The sequence below is a fragment of the Phyllobacterium sp. CL33Tsu genome (assembly GCF_900113985.1).
In the GTDB taxonomy this organism is placed as follows: Bacteria; Pseudomonadota; Alphaproteobacteria; order Rhizobiales; family Rhizobiaceae; genus Phyllobacterium; species Phyllobacterium pellucidum.
Map to the genome: position 1 here is coordinate 501345 of NZ_FORJ01000001.1, position 15286 is coordinate 516630.

Annotated in this window: 14 protein-coding genes; 3 read left to right on the top strand and 11 right to left on the bottom strand. The window is 60.1% G+C overall.

Translation table 11 applies throughout. From position 1 onward, the window contains the following. Positions 1-20: 20 nt before the first annotated feature. The 4 genes from BM074_RS02535 to BM074_RS02550 all read right to left on the bottom strand — a co-directional run bounded on the left by BM074_RS02535 (position 21) and on the right by BM074_RS02550 (position 4057). Complete coding sequence (locus BM074_RS02535; RefSeq protein ID WP_244532713.1) at positions 21-674, bottom strand: 5'-methylthioadenosine/S-adenosylhomocysteine nucleosidase; 654 nt, start codon at positions 672-674, stop codon at positions 21-23. Next, positions 661-1119, bottom strand: a complete 459-nt coding sequence (locus tag BM074_RS02540; RefSeq protein WP_091919545.1) for a TspO/MBR family protein — start codon at positions 1117-1119, stop codon at positions 661-663. Before BM074_RS02540 ends, BM074_RS02535 begins: the two co-directional genes overlap by 14 nt. Before the next feature lie 45 nt (positions 1120-1164). Further along, positions 1165-2454 (bottom strand): RsmB/NOP family class I SAM-dependent RNA methyltransferase, encoded by a 1290-nt coding sequence (locus tag BM074_RS02545; RefSeq protein ID WP_091921394.1) that lies wholly within the window; start codon positions 2452-2454, stop codon positions 1165-1167. A 106-nt stretch (positions 2455-2560) separates the two neighbouring features. Then, a complete protein-coding gene (locus tag BM074_RS02550; RefSeq protein WP_027230154.1) occupies positions 2561-4057 on the bottom strand; it encodes a catalase in 1497 nt (498 codons plus the stop codon). A 136-nt stretch (positions 4058-4193) separates the two neighbouring features. Here BM074_RS02550 and BM074_RS02555 point away from each other — a divergent pair, with 136 nt between their 5' ends. Beyond that, a complete protein-coding gene (locus BM074_RS02555) occupies positions 4194-5123 on the top strand; it encodes a hydrogen peroxide-inducible genes activator (protein ID WP_091919547.1) in 930 nt (309 codons plus the stop codon). Between the two features lie 78 nt (positions 5124-5201). Here BM074_RS02555 and BM074_RS02560 read toward each other — a convergent pair whose 3' ends face one another. Next, entirely contained in the window at positions 5202-5627 is a 426-nt protein-coding gene (locus BM074_RS02560; protein WP_091919549.1) for an MAPEG family protein, read from the bottom strand. A gap of 27 nt (positions 5628-5654) precedes the next feature. After that, positions 5655-6554 (bottom strand): LysR family transcriptional regulator, encoded by a 900-nt coding sequence (locus BM074_RS02565; protein ID WP_210186467.1) that lies wholly within the window; start codon positions 6552-6554, stop codon positions 5655-5657. A 122-nt stretch (positions 6555-6676) separates the two neighbouring features. On the opposite strand from BM074_RS02565, the gene BM074_RS02570 reads away from it, so the two are divergent. Then, a complete protein-coding gene (locus BM074_RS02570) occupies positions 6677-7735 on the top strand; it encodes an SDR family oxidoreductase (RefSeq protein ID WP_091919553.1) in 1059 nt (352 codons plus the stop codon). 102 nt (positions 7736-7837) lie between these two features. Here the strand turns inward: BM074_RS02570 and BM074_RS02580 are convergent, their stop codons facing one another. The 3 genes from BM074_RS02580 to BM074_RS02590 form a co-directional block, all read right to left on the bottom strand. Beyond that, positions 7838-8374, bottom strand: a complete 537-nt coding sequence (locus tag BM074_RS02580; protein WP_091919555.1) for a DinB family protein — start codon at positions 8372-8374, stop codon at positions 7838-7840. A 17-nt stretch (positions 8375-8391) separates the two neighbouring features. After that, on the bottom strand, positions 8392-9894 hold the full coding sequence (gene guaB / locus BM074_RS02585) for an IMP dehydrogenase (RefSeq protein WP_091919557.1): 1503 nt from the start codon (positions 9892-9894) through the stop codon (positions 8392-8394). A 259-nt stretch (positions 9895-10153) separates the two neighbouring features. Then, positions 10154-11140 carry an MBL fold metallo-hydrolase gene (locus tag BM074_RS02590; protein ID WP_051614525.1) on the bottom strand — a complete coding sequence of 329 codons (987 nt, stop codon included), beginning with the start codon at positions 11138-11140 and terminating at the stop codon, positions 10154-10156. 231 nt (positions 11141-11371) lie between these two features. Here BM074_RS02590 and BM074_RS02595 point away from each other — a divergent pair, with 231 nt between their 5' ends. Continuing rightward, a complete protein-coding gene (locus BM074_RS02595) occupies positions 11372-12775 on the top strand; it encodes an MFS transporter (RefSeq protein WP_036813283.1) in 1404 nt (467 codons plus the stop codon). A gap of 187 nt (positions 12776-12962) precedes the next feature. On the opposite strand, the gene BM074_RS02600 is transcribed toward BM074_RS02595, so the two are convergent. Then, on the bottom strand, positions 12963-13664 hold the full coding sequence (locus tag BM074_RS02600; RefSeq protein WP_091919559.1) for an RlmE family RNA methyltransferase: 702 nt from the start codon (positions 13662-13664) through the stop codon (positions 12963-12965). Further along, positions 13657-15117: a Ppx/GppA phosphatase family protein gene (locus tag BM074_RS02605; RefSeq protein ID WP_091919561.1), complete on the bottom strand. Its 1461-nt coding sequence runs from the start codon at positions 15115-15117 to the stop codon at positions 13657-13659. Before BM074_RS02605 ends, BM074_RS02600 begins: the two co-directional genes overlap by 8 nt. Positions 15118-15286 lie beyond the last annotated feature (169 nt).

The following is a 15286-nucleotide window of genomic DNA, read 5'->3' on the forward strand; positions in this document are numbered from 1 at the left end:
TAAAATTCTGATATTAAAGTTCAAACAGCAATGCGCCCGTCTGCCAACGCCGCGCCCATCGCCTCGACGGCAAGGGCAAGCTTTTCGTCGATGACATGAAGATATTCCTTCCAGTCGTTGAGATGCCGCAGTTCCTCCTTGCCGTCGGAAATACCGCGCAGGCCGATGAGCGGCAGACCGAAACGCTGGCAGGACCGCAGCACGGCGAACGTCTCCATGTCGACCATTTCGGCGTGGACGCCGTCATAGGCCTCGCCGGAGACGATGTTGGCGCCCGTCGACAGGGAAGCCTCCTTGACGCCCGGAATGCGATGCAGCAGCGGAACAACAACCGGCAGGTCGAGGAAGGGCGTCGCGCCTTTCTTGAACCCCAGCGGCGAGGCGTCCATGTCGCGGTAGCTGACGTTCGTCACCTGGTAGATTTCGGCCTGTTCGAGCGTGCGCGAACCGGCCGAGCCAAGCGAAACGACGAGATCGGGGAGCGCGCGGTTGGCAGCGAGGCTGGCAAGCGTTGCGGCAACGCTTACCGCCGCCTCGACCGGACCAACCCCGGTAATCATCGGGGTAAACAGTCTTCGCAGATGCGGACCATATTCGGCATCGACAGCCATGGCGAAGACGACGTTTTTTCCGGCGATCGGCGTCAGGTAAGCGTACATGTCATCCAGTTGCATTGAGCATCCACAACGATGCGTTGAGAAGTGTCGCGAACGCCACCCAGGCGAGATAGGGCAGGAAAAGCAGCGCGGAACTTCGGTCCGGTTCCCATGTCACCTTTATGAAACCGATGATCGCGAAGAGCAACAGGCTGATGACGATCAGCGCCAGTCCCATCTGCTGGAAGCCGAAAAATGTCGGCGACCAAAGGAAGTTCAGAACGAGTTGAGCCCACCAGAATTGCTGCGGCCGTGGCAGGCCGTAGTCCCAGACCCGCCAGCCGGCAATGGCGATCAATACGTAGAGAATTGTCCAGACCGGAGCGAAGATCCAGTTCGGCGGGTTGAACGAGGGTTTCACCAGACCCGCATACCATTCACCGGGCAGCGTGATGTAGCCTATGGCGAGCCCACCGCCGATAACCAACACGAGAAACAAGAGAAGCGCCATGGAACGGGACATGCTCGAACCTTCTGCTGGAGGACGTGCCTTGCGGCTTTTGTAACGTTATTTTTCCCGTCTGAGAACTGAAATGAAGAACCCGTCCGTCGAGGTTGCGAGCGGCGAAAGGATCGCTGTTCCGTCCTTGAAAAGCGGGGAAAGATCCTTGGCCTCGCTGACCGCACGGTCCCAGAGCGGCTTTGTTTCGACGCGTGCATAGGCTGGGTTGCTGCTCAAGAAAGCATCGACCTGGTTGCCGTTTTCCGGCGCGAAGAGGGAACAGGTGATATAGACGAGCCTGCCCCCCGGCTTGACGTAGGCCTTGGCAGCATCGAGCACCTCGCGCTGTTCGACTTCACGGCGCTCAAGCTGCTGGTCGCTGAGGCGCCACTTCGCATCGGGCCGCCTGCGCCACGTTCCCGAACCCGTGCACGGCGCATCGACGAGTACAAGATCCATCTGCCCCTCGAGCACCGCGAGGTCTTCGACATTTGCGTGGGCCTGGGCGTTACGCACCCCTGCCCGCCGCAGGCGGTCGAAGATCGGCGCGAGCCGTGCGCGCTCGGCGTCATAGGCATGGATCTGTCCCTTGTTGCCCATTTCAGCGGCGAGCGCGAGTGTCTTGCCGCCGGCCCCGGCGCAATAGTCGAGCACCTGCTCGCCGGGCTTGGCATCGCTGAGCTTTGCCGCAATCTGCGAGCCCAGATCCTGCACCTCGAAGAGCCCGCGCTGGAAGGCCGGCTCGGCTTGCACGTTGGGATGGCGCCCCATGGCCCGCAAAGGCGGGACGCGCACCGCGGTTTCGAGCAGCGGCGCAGCGCTGGCGCCGGCCCGCGCCAGTTCCTTCAGGACCTTGTCACGATCGGCCTTCAGCGTGTTGACGCGCAGGTCCACGGGCGGACGGTCGCTGAGAGCTGCCGCCTCCCTCACCCAACGATCGCCGAATATCGCCTCGAAATGCGGCACACACCATTCCGGGACATCGGCACGGATGTGGTCGGGCGCCGAGGCAAGGTCGCGCGCTTCCCAGATCGAGCGGCGCTCGGCTTCGAGCGGCGCGGGAGCAAACTTGTCGCCGTCCAGCGCTGCATTGATCTCTTCCATGTCGAGTTCGGCATCGGAAAGCAGGACCCCGAAAGCGATGTGGCGGGCGGCATCGCTATCCATGCGCCAACCCAAAGAGAGCTTACGGCGAAGGGCGTCATAGACGATATTGCCGATGACCGCGCGGTCGCCGGCGCCGGCGAAACGGTGAGACAGGCCCCAATCCTTCAAGGCATCGGAGGCCGGTCGCTTGCGGTTCTCGATATCGTCCAAAACTTCGATTGCCGCCTGCAGGCGTCCGCCAAGTCGCATGTGCATTCCTTTTTCTGTCTTCCCTGTCGCATACATGGCCGCGGCAATAAAGAAAAGCCGGAGCGTGTTGCCCCGGCTTTTCTCGGTTCAGATCGATGCAGCGTAATTATTCGGCCGCTTCGGACTTTTCTTCCTGCGAGATCGAGCTTGCTTCATAGCCATGCGCTTCCTTCAGCGCGGCGCGGACACCTGCCTCGTAGTCCGGATGAACGCGCTTGAAATGTGCCAGCTGACGCTCGACGATCGCGCCCGGAACGCCCTCCATCGCTGCGGCGATGTTGGAGAAAAGGCGCGACCTCTGGCCAGCATCGAACAGGCCGAACAGCGCCGCGACCTGACCATAGTCGTCATTGCCGATGCGGTGGTTATAACGATCGGCAGCGCCCGACAGGGGCAGCGGCGGTTCTTTCGCGGCGGGCTGTTCGACAGCTCCCGAGAAGCTGTTCGGCTCGTAATAGGCATCGACATTGCCGGTCTTCTGGCCGAAGAAATTCATCGGGCCATCCTTGTGATAGTGATGGACCGGGCATTTCGGTGCATTGACCGGGAGCGCTTCATAATGCGTGCCAAGGCGATAGCGATGGGCATCCGCATAAGAAAATACGCGCGCCTGCAGCATCTTGTCGGGCGAATGGCCAATGCCAGGAACGATATTCGATGGCGAGAAGGCCGCCTGTTCGATCTCGGCGAAATAGTTGTCGGCGTTGCGGTTGAGTTCCATGACGCCGATCACGATCGGCGGGAATTCGCCGTGCGGCCAGACTTTGGTCAAGTCGAAGGGGTTATAGGAAGTCCTCTCGGCCTCGGCTTCCGTCATGACCTGGACCTGAACAGTCCATTTCGGGAACTGTCCACGTTCGATGCCGCCAAAAAGCTCTTCCTGATAGGATTCGCGGGTCTTGCCGATCAGGTTTTCAGCCTCGGCATTGGTGTAGAATTTGTGGCCCTGCTGGGTCTTGAAGTGGAACTTTACCCAGAACCGCTCGCCCTGGTCGTTCCAGAATGAATAGGTGTGCGAACCGTAGCCATTCATGTACATCGGGGCGACGGGCAGACCGCGATCCGACATCAGGATCGTTACCTGATGCAGGCTTTCCGGTGAAAGCGACCAGAAGTCCCACATGGCAGTCGTCGAGCGCATGTTGGTGCGCGGGTGGCGCTTCTGCGTGTGAATGAAGTCTGGGAACTTCAACGGATCGCGCACGAAGAAGACCGGCGTATTATTGCCGACGAGGTCCCAATTGCCTTCGCTTGTATAGAACTTGATGGCAAAGCCGCGCACGTCGCGCTCGGCATCAGCCGCGCCAAGCTCGCCGGCAACGGTCGAGAAGCGCAGGAGCAATGGCGTTTCGGCGCCCGGCTGCAACGCCTTCGCCTTGGTGTAGCGGGAAATATCGCCGGTGATCTTCAGGGTGCCAAAGGCGCCCCAGCCTTTGGCGTGCACGACGCGCTCGGGAATGCGCTCGCGATTCTGATGCGCAAGCTTTTCGAGAAGCTGGTAATCCTGCATCAGCACCGGGCCGCGTTCGCCGGCGGTTATGCTGTTCTGGTTATCGGAAACCGGCGCACCGGCAGTTGTTGTCAATGTCGGACGATCAGCCATTGGCCTCTCCCTAATATCTTCATGTTGAAAAAAGAATCCCACGGTGCAGCGCTGCCGCATCCGCGCGCACCATAGAACCATTCTAATCATAGTTTCCAATTGTATTTAGAATAATTATTGATAGGATTTGGTTATCATGTTTTCCGTCCGGCAAATGCGCTATTTCGAGATCCTCGCCACGACGCTCCACTTCCGCAAGGCCGCGGAAATGGCGCGTATTTCCCAGCCGGCGCTTTCGGCCCAGATCGCGGAGATGGAGATGCGGCTCGGTGCGCCGCTGTTCGAGCGGACCCGCAGAACCGTTGTCCTCACCGACATGGGCAAGCGGCTCCTGCCGCGCATCCGCACGATTCTCGATGAGATCCGTTCACTTGAAGAGCTTGCAGCGCAAAAGCGCGGCATCCTCAAGGGTCAGCTGCGGCTCGGTATCATACCGACAATCGCGCCCTATCTCCTGCCACTGCTCGTCCCCGCCCTGCATGAGGCTTATCCCGAGCTATCGATCGAATTGCGCGAAGCGGTCACTTCCAAACTTATCGAAGATTTGCGCCTCGGCGATCTTGATGCGCTGGTCGCTGCCTTGCCGATCGAATCGGAAGGGACGATCGCCCGGCCGCTGTTTCGCGACCGTTTTCTCGTCGCGACCTCGACCAATGATATCGATGTCCTGACCTCGCCGATGACCCAGGAGGATGTCGCCGTCGAACGCCTGCTGTTATTGGAGGAAGGCCATTGCCTGCGAGATCAGGCGCTCGCTGTTTGCACCAATGTGAAGCGGCGGCAACTCGTCAACTACGGCGCGACGAGCATGGCGACGCTGCTGCAAATGGTCAGCCATGGCATGGGCCTGACCCTGATACCGGAAATCGCCGTCCGCACGGAAGCAACGCGCAACAATGTGCGGATTGTGGCTTTCGCTGATCCTGAACCTGCGCGAGATATCGGCCTGATCTGGCGCAAGCAGAGCGAGCGGCGCGATGATTTCGAGGCGCTCGCCGCGACGATCGTCGATTGCGGCAGGCAACTCGCCATCTCGGCGGACGAATTGAAGACGCTCGCCGCATAGTCCCCCACTAGCGTCATCAGGCGAACATGGATCCTCAGGTCGAGAGCCCGAGGATGATGGTAGTGTGATCGGGAGGACCTATACGACAGGCGGCAATGCGAGATGCAGCGCCAGCATAACCCATAGTGCACCGTTCAAAATAAACCCGACCATGAAAAGCGGCTGCCGCAGCCGCAGGCGGTTGGACGTGATGTGCACGATCGTATGCGCGACGCGCGAGGCGACGAAAAGCCAGGCGAGAACCACGGCAAGAATATTGGCGCCGTTGACGACATAGAGCGACAGGCAGACGACGTAGAAGAGAACCGGCAGTTCGTAGAGATTGATCAGATTGCGAATTGCCTTGACGCTTGCTTCTGGCTCGTTAAGCGGCAACCTGAAGTCCGACGGTCGTGCCTGACCGCTGATTACAGCCTCACGCCGGCGCAGAAATACCACGGCGTAAACGCAGCAGATCAGAAAGGTCAGTGCGATCATCGGCCAGAAAATTGCGGTCTGTGACATCCATAGCCCTCCATTGTTGAATACGTTCTAGTCAGGCTTGTGGATCATGCGCAAGCCTTCAATCCCCGCCATACAAGTCGAAAGATGATCGATGAACGCGCGGACCCTGCGTGGGACGAAGCGGGAGGTCGCGTAGACCGCGTGGATATCGAGCGGCGCGTAGGCATGGTCGGGAAGCACCCGGATCAAGCGGCCGCTATCAAGACGCGCCTCGACGAGCGGCACCTGTGCGCCGCCAATGCCGAGACCTGCGCAAAGCGCGTCGTTGAGCACGAAGGCGTTGTTGGCAAGAAAGGTCGAGCGAACCGGGACGGTAACAGGCCCTGCCGGCCCAATCAGCGGGATCGCCTCTCCGAGCGGCGTCCACGCGAAACGGACATGCCGATGATGAATGAGATCGTCCGGCGATTGCGGCGTACCATGTTCGGCAAGATAGCCAGGCGAAGCCACGAGAATGCGCTCGAACGTTGCAAGCTTGCGGGCAATCAGCCCGGACGACTTGAGTTCGCCAAGCCGAATGGCGACGTCGACCCCTTCGGCGATTACGTCGGCGATGCGGTCGTCAAGGACTAGCTCGATCACAAGGTCCGGATGCAGCCGCTGAAATTCGATGACGGCCGGGGAAAGGTGCATCTGGCCGAAGCCGACCGGACCATGCACCCTGAGGCTACCGCGCAGGCCGATCGTTGCCGTTGCCACGCTCTCCTCCGCCTCATCGACGGATTGCAGGATCGCACGCACCTCCCGGTAGTAGGCCTCGCCGGCTTCCGTCAAAGCCAGCCGGCGGGTGGATCGATGCAGCAAATGCGCATTCAGGTGTCGCTCAAGCCCCATGACCTGCTGGCTTACGGCGGGCTGGGTCAGACCAAGTTCACGCGCCGCCGCCGAGAGCGTGCCCAGCTCCGCAACCCGAACGAACGTCTTCATAGCCGCAAAACGATCCATGACGGCCTCAAACCTTCACTTATGATTGTTATAAATATCTCGCGTCTACATAAATTGAAACATATAAATCATTTTAGCCTTCGAAGCAGATCAAGGAGGCACAAATGGAATCGGAACGGAAGAAGGCGGTTGTCGTCGGGGCCAACGGGATCATTGGCGGCAATCTCATCGCCCATCTGGCCGAACTCGGCGACTGGGAGATCGTTGGACTTTCACGGCGCGGCGGAAATGCGGCAGGCAAGCTAACCCACATCGCCGTCGATTTGCTCGACGTCGATGATACGAGGGACAAACTCGCGGGGCTTACCGACGCAACCCACATTTTTTACGCGGCCTACCAGGACAGGCCGAGCTGGGCCGAGCTCGTGCCGCCCAATCTCGCCATGCTGGTCAATGTGGTGAATGCCATCGAGCCGATTGCACCGCGTCTTAAGCACATCAGCCTCATGCAGGGATACAAGGTTTACGGCGCGCATCTCGGGCCATTCAAGACGCCGGCGCGGGAAACCGACGCCAATCACATGCCGCCGGAGTTCAACATCGATCAGCAGGATTTTCTCGAAGCCCTGCAGAGGGGCAAGACCTGGACGTGGTCGGCGCTGCGCCCATCCGTGGTGATCGGCTTTGCCCTGCGCAACCCGATGAACCTCGCTTCCGTCATCGCCGTCTATGCGTCGATGTCCAGGGAACTTGGCATACCTTTGCGCTTCCCCGGCAAGCCCGGCGCCTATGACAGCCTTATGGAGATGACTGACGCCGGTCTTCTGGCGCGGGCAACCGTATTCATCGCGACGCACCCGCAATGTGGCAACCAGGCCTTCAACATCAATAATGGCGACCTTTTCCGCTGGAGCGAGATGTGGCCGAAGATCGCGAAATTCTTCGACCTCGAGGTCGCGCCGCCGCTTCCGATGGCGCTCGGCGTCGTGATGGCGGACAAGGCGGATCTCTGGAAGCGGATGATCGACAAGCACAACCTTATTGATACGCCCTATGAGGACGTTTCGTCATGGGGCTTCGGCGATGCCGTTTTCAGCTGGAACTACGATTTCTTTGCCGACGGGACGAAACTCAGACGCGCCGGCTTCCACGAATATGTGGACACCGAGGAAATGTTCATGCGGGTTTTCCGCGATCTTCGCGACAGGAAAATCATTCCCTGAAGGTGTGCGAGGGCTCAGCCAGCCGCGATATCAGTCTTCGCGAAATCGTTGCCCTTGTATAGCAAAGGTACGCCGTAGTGACGCGCGCACGCATAAGACTCACTACGTGAATAGTTCGCCCTGACGGCGCGGGCTGTCGTAGTTGAGGAAGAATTCGTCGAGTTGCGGCGGCGGCACCTGCGTCCCCGCAAGCATTGCGTGGGCCTGACCGCGATGATGGATCTGATGGACGAAAAGGTGCGACAGCACGAGGCGGATCGGCTCCTGCGAGGTGTCGCCGGTGCGCCAAGTGATCGAAATGACGCGGTCCAGATCTTCTGGGCTCAAGCCATCGCAAAATTCGATCAGGCTAATGTCGAACTCTTCCTGGGCGCGCTTCAGATCGCTCGCCTTCGGAAACGGCACGTCGCCTTCGATCCCCACATTCTGCCGGCCCTTGCCGATCATGTCGGCCATATAGATATGGTCGACGATCAGATTATGATTGAGCGTAAGCTGGATCGACGGGAAAAAGCTGGTGCGCTCCTGTGCGAATTCCTCGTCGGTCAATTGCTCGCAGGCGGTCAGAAGGCGATGGTTGGACCAGGCGCTGTTGCGCGCCATGGCCGAAAAGTGGTCGCGGAGGGCGCTGTCAGACATGGCCTTCCGCCCTTTTGTCAGTTGCCGCCCGGATAGTTCGGGCTTTCGCGTGTGATCGTGACATCATGGGTATGGCTCTCGCGCAGACCGGCATTGGTGATGCGCACGAATGTAGCCTTTTCGCGGAATTCTTCCAAGTTCCTGGCACCCACATAACCCATGGATGCACGCAAGCCTCCTGCCAACTGGTGCAGCACACCCGCGACCGGGCCCTTGTAAGCGACCTGTCCCTCGATGCCTTCCGGCACCAGCTTCAATTCATCGCGCACTTCAGCCTGGAAATAGCGATCGGCCGAACCGCGGGCCATTGCACCTACGGAGCCCATGCCGCGATAGGCTTTGAACGACCGCCCCTGATAGAGATAGACCTCGCCCGGGCTTTCTTCAGTACCCGCCAAAGCCGAACCGGCCATGGCGGCCGAGGCGCCTGCCGCCAAAGCCTTGGCGAAATCGCCAGAATATTTGATGCCGCCATCGGCGATGACCGGAACATCTGCCTTCTGCGCTGCCTCGACAGCCGACATGATGGCCGAAAGCTGCGGCACGCCGACCCCGGCGACGATGCGCGTGGTGCAGATCGAACCAGGGCCGATGCCGACCTTGACGGCGTCGGCGCCGGCATCGATGAGGGCTTGCGTTCCAGCGGCAGTCGCCACGTTGCCGGCGATGATGCGCACGGCATTCGACATTTTCTTTGCACGGGTCACCGCGTCGAGAACGCGCTGCGAATGGCCATGCGCGGTATCGATGACGAGAACATCGACACCGGCGGCGATCAGCCGTTCAGCCCGTTCAAAGCCGTCTTCGCCGACGCTCGACGCGGCCGCCACGCGCAGGCGTCCCTGGGCGTCCTTCGCGGCATTCGGGTTGAGCTGCGACTTCTCGATGTCCTTGACCGTAACCAGTCCGACGCAGTGGCCGCGATCGTCGACGACCAGCAGCTTTTCAATGCGGTGCTGATGCAGCAGACGCTTCGCCTCGTCCTGCTGCACGTTCTCGCGCACGGTGATGAGGTTGTCGCGCGTCATCAGTTCGTGGATTTTTTGCGCAGGGTTTGATGCAAAGCGTACGTCGCGATTGGTGAGAATGCCGACGAGCCGGCCCGGCCTGCGACTGCCTTCGCCTGCATTCTCGACGACGGGAATGCCGGAAATGCCGTGCGACCGCATCAGCGCCTGCGCATCTGCGAGCGTAGCATCAGGGCCGATCGTCACAGGATTGACCACCATGCCCGATTCGAACTTCTTGACCTGGCGAACTTCCTCCGCCTGTCGTTCCGGGGAGAGGTTGCGGTGGATGACGCCCATGCCGCCGGCCTGAGCCATGGCGATGGCGAGCCGCGACTCGGTAACCGTGTCCATGGCGGCGGAAAGCAGCGGGAGATTGAGTTCGATATCCGGAGCGATGCGGGTGCGAATGTCGGTCTGACCGGGCATAACTTCGGAATGACCGGGTTGCAGCAGGACATCGTCAAATGTCAGTGCCAATGCGCCTGTTGCGGATTCAACGATTTTTGCCATGGACCAATTCCTTGCGGTAAAAGACTAAAGGGCGCACCACACGGGTGGAGCGCCGATCACGTTCAGTTCAGATGAATTGGCACGGGCTGGTAACACGGATATGTCCGTTTGAAAAGGGTCAAACGCAATTCCAATACGATCAACTTATCGCCATCGGATCTACAGGTGGTCTATCGCGGCGCTGCGGGCGCACGATATTGAGGCAAATCCACGCCGCCGGGCGCGATGCCCGGCCGGCGGTCCACAGGGCTGCCAACGATCAGACGTCGAATTGATAGGTGACGGGAACGAAGCGATAGCCGCCTTCCTGTTTTTCGGCGAAGCCGACCGAGGGAAACGGCATGTGGTAGCCGATGAAAGGCAATCGGTCGGTCGCGATCATATCGAAGACCTTCTTGCGGGTTGCGGCCCCCATGGCCTTGTCCGTATCGAAGGCGACCTCCCAATCCGGCCGCTGCAACGAGGCGACGTAGTGATTGGCCGTGTCACCGGTAATGACGAGGTGTTTTCCGCCAGATTCAATGTGGAAGATCATATGACCCGGCGTGTGTCCATAAGCGGCTTCGCTGGTGATGCCCGACGCGACAGGATCGCCGGCCTTGATGAACTTGATCTTTTCGGCAAGCGGCTTGACCTTGGCGGCCACGGCCTTCGCACCGTTTTCTGCCGGCGTTCCCATGCGGGCCGGGTCGGTCCAGAACGAATATTCGAGCTCGCCGGCAACGATGCTGGCATTGGGGAATGCCGGCGTGTCGCCGTTGATGAGACCGTTGATGTGGTCGCCATGCATATGCGTGAGAACAACGATGCTAACCTGGTCGGGCGTATAACCGGCGGCCTTCATGTTGGCCTCTAGCCTGCCGAGGCCATTCTCCCGTCCGGCCGCCCCGAAGCCCGTATCGAACAGGATAAGGTCCGATCCGGTATTGATCAGCACCGGGGAAAAGCCGTTGACGAATTTCGTCTCAGGCAGGAAGTTCGCCCGCATCAATTGCGAGACGGCTTCCTGCGTCTGGTTGGCGCCGAAGGTCGGATAGGGTCCGTCACCGGGGCGCAGTCCGTCGAGGACGGTGGTGATTTCGTACTCGCCAAGCTTGAACCGCTTGAAGCCTGGCGGCGGCGTGTCCGACTGGGGCACGGCGGCGGCCATGGCGGAATCGGCAATCAATTGCGGCATCGTCAAACCTCCGATGGCTGCTGTGGAGGCCACGAGCAAGTCGCGGCGGGAAATCTCGAAACTTTGCATGACGCCTCTCCTGTGTATTCGTTCAACAGCCAAGCTTACACCGGCATGCGAAGCCGTCGTCCTTGCGGCCATGGCAAATCGATCACAAGACGGCGTTGCCGGATCACATCTCTTTGATCGCAGCTTGAGCACTGGAACAGCCGGTGCTATCGGAGCTTTCATCAAGAGCAACTGAGTCCTGCGTATCGGACCCTGCCTCCTGTTTTCTCGGTTGTGAGAACTGGAAACATCGTGAACCGCATAGTTCCCCTCGTCCTTGCCGTCGCTCTGTTCATGGAGCAAATGGATTCCACCGTTATCTCGACATCGCTTCCGGCAATTGCCGCGGATATCGGTACGAGTCCCATTGCGCTGAAACTCGCCCTGACCGCTTATCTCGTTTCACTGGCCGTGTTCATCCCCGTCAGCGGCTGGATGGCCGATCGCTTCGGAGCAAAGAACGTGTTTCGTGCCGCGATCGTCGTCTTTGTCCTCGGCTCCATTGCCTGTGCCGCATCGGGATCACTGTTTGCCTTCGTCGTGTCGCGATTTTTTCAGGGTGTCGGCGGCGCAATGATGACGCCGGTCGGCCGCCTCGTTCTCGTCCGCTCGACGCCGCGCAGCGAACTTGTCGGTGCGATGGCCTGGCTCACCATGCCCGCACTCATAGGGCCCTTGCTGGGTCCACCGGTTGGAGGGTTTCTGACGACCTATTTCAGTTGGCACTGGATCTTCCTGATCAACGTTCCGATCGGCATTATCGGCATATGGTTCGCCACGCGCTATCTTCCGGCCATCGAAACGCTGATCCAGCGGCCGCTCGATGTTCCCGGATTTTTTCTGAGTGGCATCGCCGCCTCCGGCATTGTCTTCGGTCTTTCCGTCGTGAGCCTGCCTGCCCTCCCCTCGTGGGTCGGTTTTTCGACGCTGGCGCTCGGGATTGTCTCCGCGGTCCTTTACCTGCTTCACGCGCGAAAGACGCCGGAGCCACTTCTCTCGCTCGATCTCTTCAAGAATCAGGTGTTCCGGGCATCGATCGTCGGCGGAAGTCTATTCCGCATAGGCGTGGGCGCGGTGCCGTTCCTGCTGCCCCTGATGTTCCAGATAGGCTTCGGCATGACACCGTTTCAATCCGGTCTCATTACCTTCGTCTCTGCCGCAGGAGCAATGAGCATGAAGCTGGTAACAAAATGGTTTTACAGGAAGACCGGCTTCCGCAACTCATTGATGTACGGATCGGTGGTCGCCGCAGCGTTCATCGCCGTCAATGGCTTCTTCACCCCGGAAACGCCCTATGTGCTGATGATCCTCGTCTTGCTAGCCGGCGGCTTCTTCCGCTCGCTGTTCTTCACCGGAACGAACGCACTCGCCTATGCGGACATCCCGAACGAACAGACGAGCCTTGCAACACCGATCAGTTCCGTCGCCCAGCAGATCTCCATTGCGCTCGGCGTTGCAGTTGCGGGCGGCATCCTCGAGGTGTCGACCAAGATGCATGGCGGTCCGCTGCAACTCTCCGATTTTCACATCGCGTTCTTTATCGTCGCGGCAGTATCGAGCTTCGCGTGCCTGTCGTTCCGGGGATTGCGAGCCGATGCAGGCGCAGAAGTTTCCGGCCACCGGCCATTGGTGAAAGTGCCGGCCGCGGCGGAGTAGGCGAACGCTAAAGAGGTGCTTTTGGGAGTATTTCCCCCTTACAATGAAAAGAACCCGGATCGGCTGGCAAGTCTGCATCCAGGTTCAATTCATTCGATAAGGAAACGGGTGGCGGGCGAACGCTCGTCCCTCACTCCAAGACAGAATTTAGCAGTTTCCTCGTTATTTCCACGTCAGGATACTGGCATCATCCCTTGAAATCGCGTGCCAGCAGATAGAGCTCGACAGACTCGGCGCGCGACGCCGGCGGCTTCACATGATGAACAGATTTGAAGTTTTTCTTCAGCAAAGCCAGCAATTCGTTTTCCGTCCCGCCCTGGAACGTCTTCGTCAGGAAATGCCCGCCGGGCCGCAGCACCGCAACGGCAAAATCCGCCGCGACCTCGCAAAGATGCGTGGTGCGGATATGGTCGGTGCGACGGTGACCGGTGGTCGGTGCCGCCATATCGGAGAGCACGATATCCGGCTGGCCGCCGAGCGCTTCCATCAGTTTGTCCGGCGCGGCATCGTCCAGGAAGTCCATTTCGAGAAGCGTGACGCCCGGCAGGGGATCGACGTGCAGATAGTCGATGCCGACGACGGTCGGTTGCTCGTCTGGCGACCCGACAATCGACGCGGCGATCTGGCTCCAGCCGCCCGGGGCAGCGCCAAGATCGATGATACGCTGGCCCTTCTTCAGGATCTTGTAACGGTCGTTGATCTCGATGAGCTTGTAGGCGGCGCGCGAGCGATAGCCGTCCTGCTTCGATCGTTGCACGTAAGGATCGTTGATGTGCCGTTCCAGCCAGCGGCGCGACGATTCCTTGATCGTCCCCGCCTTCTTCTTGATCTTGGTATGAAGGCCGCGCGTTCCCGTGCCGCCGCGCCCGCCCGTTGTTGTCTTAGCCATGTGCACTCCGGTGCCAGCGATTGCGCCACGCACCATCGCGCGACATGAGTTCAGTCAGGATACCTTCGCGCAAACCCCGGTCGGCCACACGCAGCTTCTGGCTCGGCCAGACATTGCGAATGGCGTCGAGAATGGCGCAGCCGGCCAGAACGAGGTCGGCGCGGTCAGCCCCGATGCAGGGATTGGCGACGCGCTGGTCAAAGCTCCAGGAGAGGAGCTTGCTCGTCATTTCCGTTACGTCGTTGTTCTCCATCCAGATGCCGTCGATGCGGCGCCGGTCGTAGCGTTCAAGACCGAGATGGATGCCGGCCAGCGTCGTGACGGTGCCGGACGTGCCGAGAAGATGAAAATTCTGGCTCTTGACGAGATCGCCGAGCTTGTGCCGCTCGGAGAAATCATTGAGCAGCTCGGCGACGTGGTTGACCATGACGGCAAAATTGTCCGTCGTCACGTCGCGCCCGCCGAAGCGTTCGGCAAGTGTTACTACCCCGACCGGAAGCGACGTCCAGGCGATGATGTGCTCGGCAAGACGCGGCGACCGGCGCTCCGTGAGGTCGATCAGCGCGATTTCGGACGAGCCGCCGCCAATGTCGAAGAGGACGACAGCATCGGTCTCGCGCTCGACCAGGGTGCCGCACCCGGACACGGCAAGGCGTGCTTCAGTCTGCCGGTTGATGATCTCGAGTTCGAGGCCAGTCTCATCCTTGACCCGCCCCAGAAATTCCGGACCGTTTTCTGCCTGACGGCAGGCCTCGGTCGCGATAAGTCGCGCCTTGCGAACATCGTGATTCTCGAGCTTGTCGCGGCAAATCTTCAATGCCTCGATGGCGCGGTTCATGGCGCTGTCGCCGAGCCGTCCACTGGCGCCAAGTCCCTCGCCGAGCCGCACGATGCGGGAGAATGCATCAACGACACGGAATTGCCCGGGACGCGTTGGCGAGGCAACGAGAAGGCGGCAATTGTTCGTGCCGAGATCGAGCGCGGCGTAAAGGGGCCCAGAAAAGCGGAAGTCTTGCCGAGACGACTGCGGTTGCGGCGTTGCCGATGCGTTTGCAGAAACGGTCGCGGGCGCCGGCGTTGCAGACGCTGGCGGCTTTACACCGGCCCGGCCACGCCTGCGAAAACGATTGGGCCGGCGATTCTTTCCATGCTTGGTGGCAGCGGGAGGCGTTTCGCCGGTGGAAACTGAAACAGGCGTTGGCGCAAGCGAAGGTGCACTCGAAACAGCCGCCTGTTTCGACTTGCCGCGCCTGCGACGGCGTGCTCGTTTCCTGGGATTCTTGTCGAAGCGTCCTTCCTGGGAATCAGGCTGGTCGTTCCGCGCATCGAGCGCAGAATCCCCGTGAGGCCCGGGCCCATTCTTGGAGTGACCTGTGCTGCCATTCAGCACCGTGCCACCGCCAGACGCCCCTCCGTGCGGCGCGTTGCCCGCGCCCGTTTCGGGGTCTTTCAAGATATTTTCCTTTGAGCGCCGCGCGAACCTTGAAGGACGCAGCAGGACGCTTTTTCAATTAACGTTGAACATAATGTAACACGCTTTGACAAATATTAAAGTGCACGAGCTGAATTAGCGCGAAGCGCGGTCCATCAAGATCACGAGCCTTTATCCATTCCTGTCGTAA

Excerpts from the sequence above, each read along its gene's own strand:
- BM074_RS02560 (WP_091919549.1), bottom strand. The coding sequence starts at position 5,627 with ATGTCACAGACCGCAATTTTCTGGCCGATGATCGCACTGACCTTTCTG.
- BM074_RS02565 (WP_210186467.1), bottom strand. The coding sequence starts at position 6,554 with ATGAAGACGTTCGTTCGGGTTGCGGAGCTGGGCACGCTCTCGGCGGCG.
- BM074_RS02535 (WP_244532713.1), bottom strand. The coding sequence starts at position 674 with ATGCAACTGGATGACATGTACGCTTACCTGACGCCGATCGCCGGAAAA.
- BM074_RS02570 (WP_091919553.1), top strand. The coding sequence starts at position 6,677 with ATGGAATCGGAACGGAAGAAGGCGGTTGTCGTCGGGGCCAACGGGATC.
- BM074_RS02555 (WP_091919547.1), top strand. The coding sequence starts at position 4,194 with ATGTTTTCCGTCCGGCAAATGCGCTATTTCGAGATCCTCGCCACGACG.
- BM074_RS02540 (WP_091919545.1), bottom strand. The coding sequence starts at position 1,119 with ATGTCCCGTTCCATGGCGCTTCTCTTGTTTCTCGTGTTGGTTATCGGC.
- BM074_RS02545 (WP_091921394.1), bottom strand. The coding sequence starts at position 2,454 with ATGCGACTTGGCGGACGCCTGCAGGCGGCAATCGAAGTTTTGGACGAT.
- BM074_RS02550 (WP_027230154.1), bottom strand. The coding sequence starts at position 4,057 with ATGGCTGATCGTCCGACATTGACAACAACTGCCGGTGCGCCGGTTTCC.
- BM074_RS02590 (WP_051614525.1), bottom strand. The coding sequence starts at position 11,140 with ATGCAAAGTTTCGAGATTTCCCGCCGCGACTTGCTCGTGGCCTCCACA.
- guaB (WP_091919557.1), bottom strand. The coding sequence starts at position 9,894 with ATGGCAAAAATCGTTGAATCCGCAACAGGCGCATTGGCACTGACATTT.
- BM074_RS02580 (WP_091919555.1), bottom strand. The coding sequence starts at position 8,374 with ATGTCTGACAGCGCCCTCCGCGACCACTTTTCGGCCATGGCGCGCAAC.
- BM074_RS02600 (WP_091919559.1), bottom strand. The coding sequence starts at position 13,664 with ATGGCTAAGACAACAACGGGCGGGCGCGGCGGCACGGGAACGCGCGGC.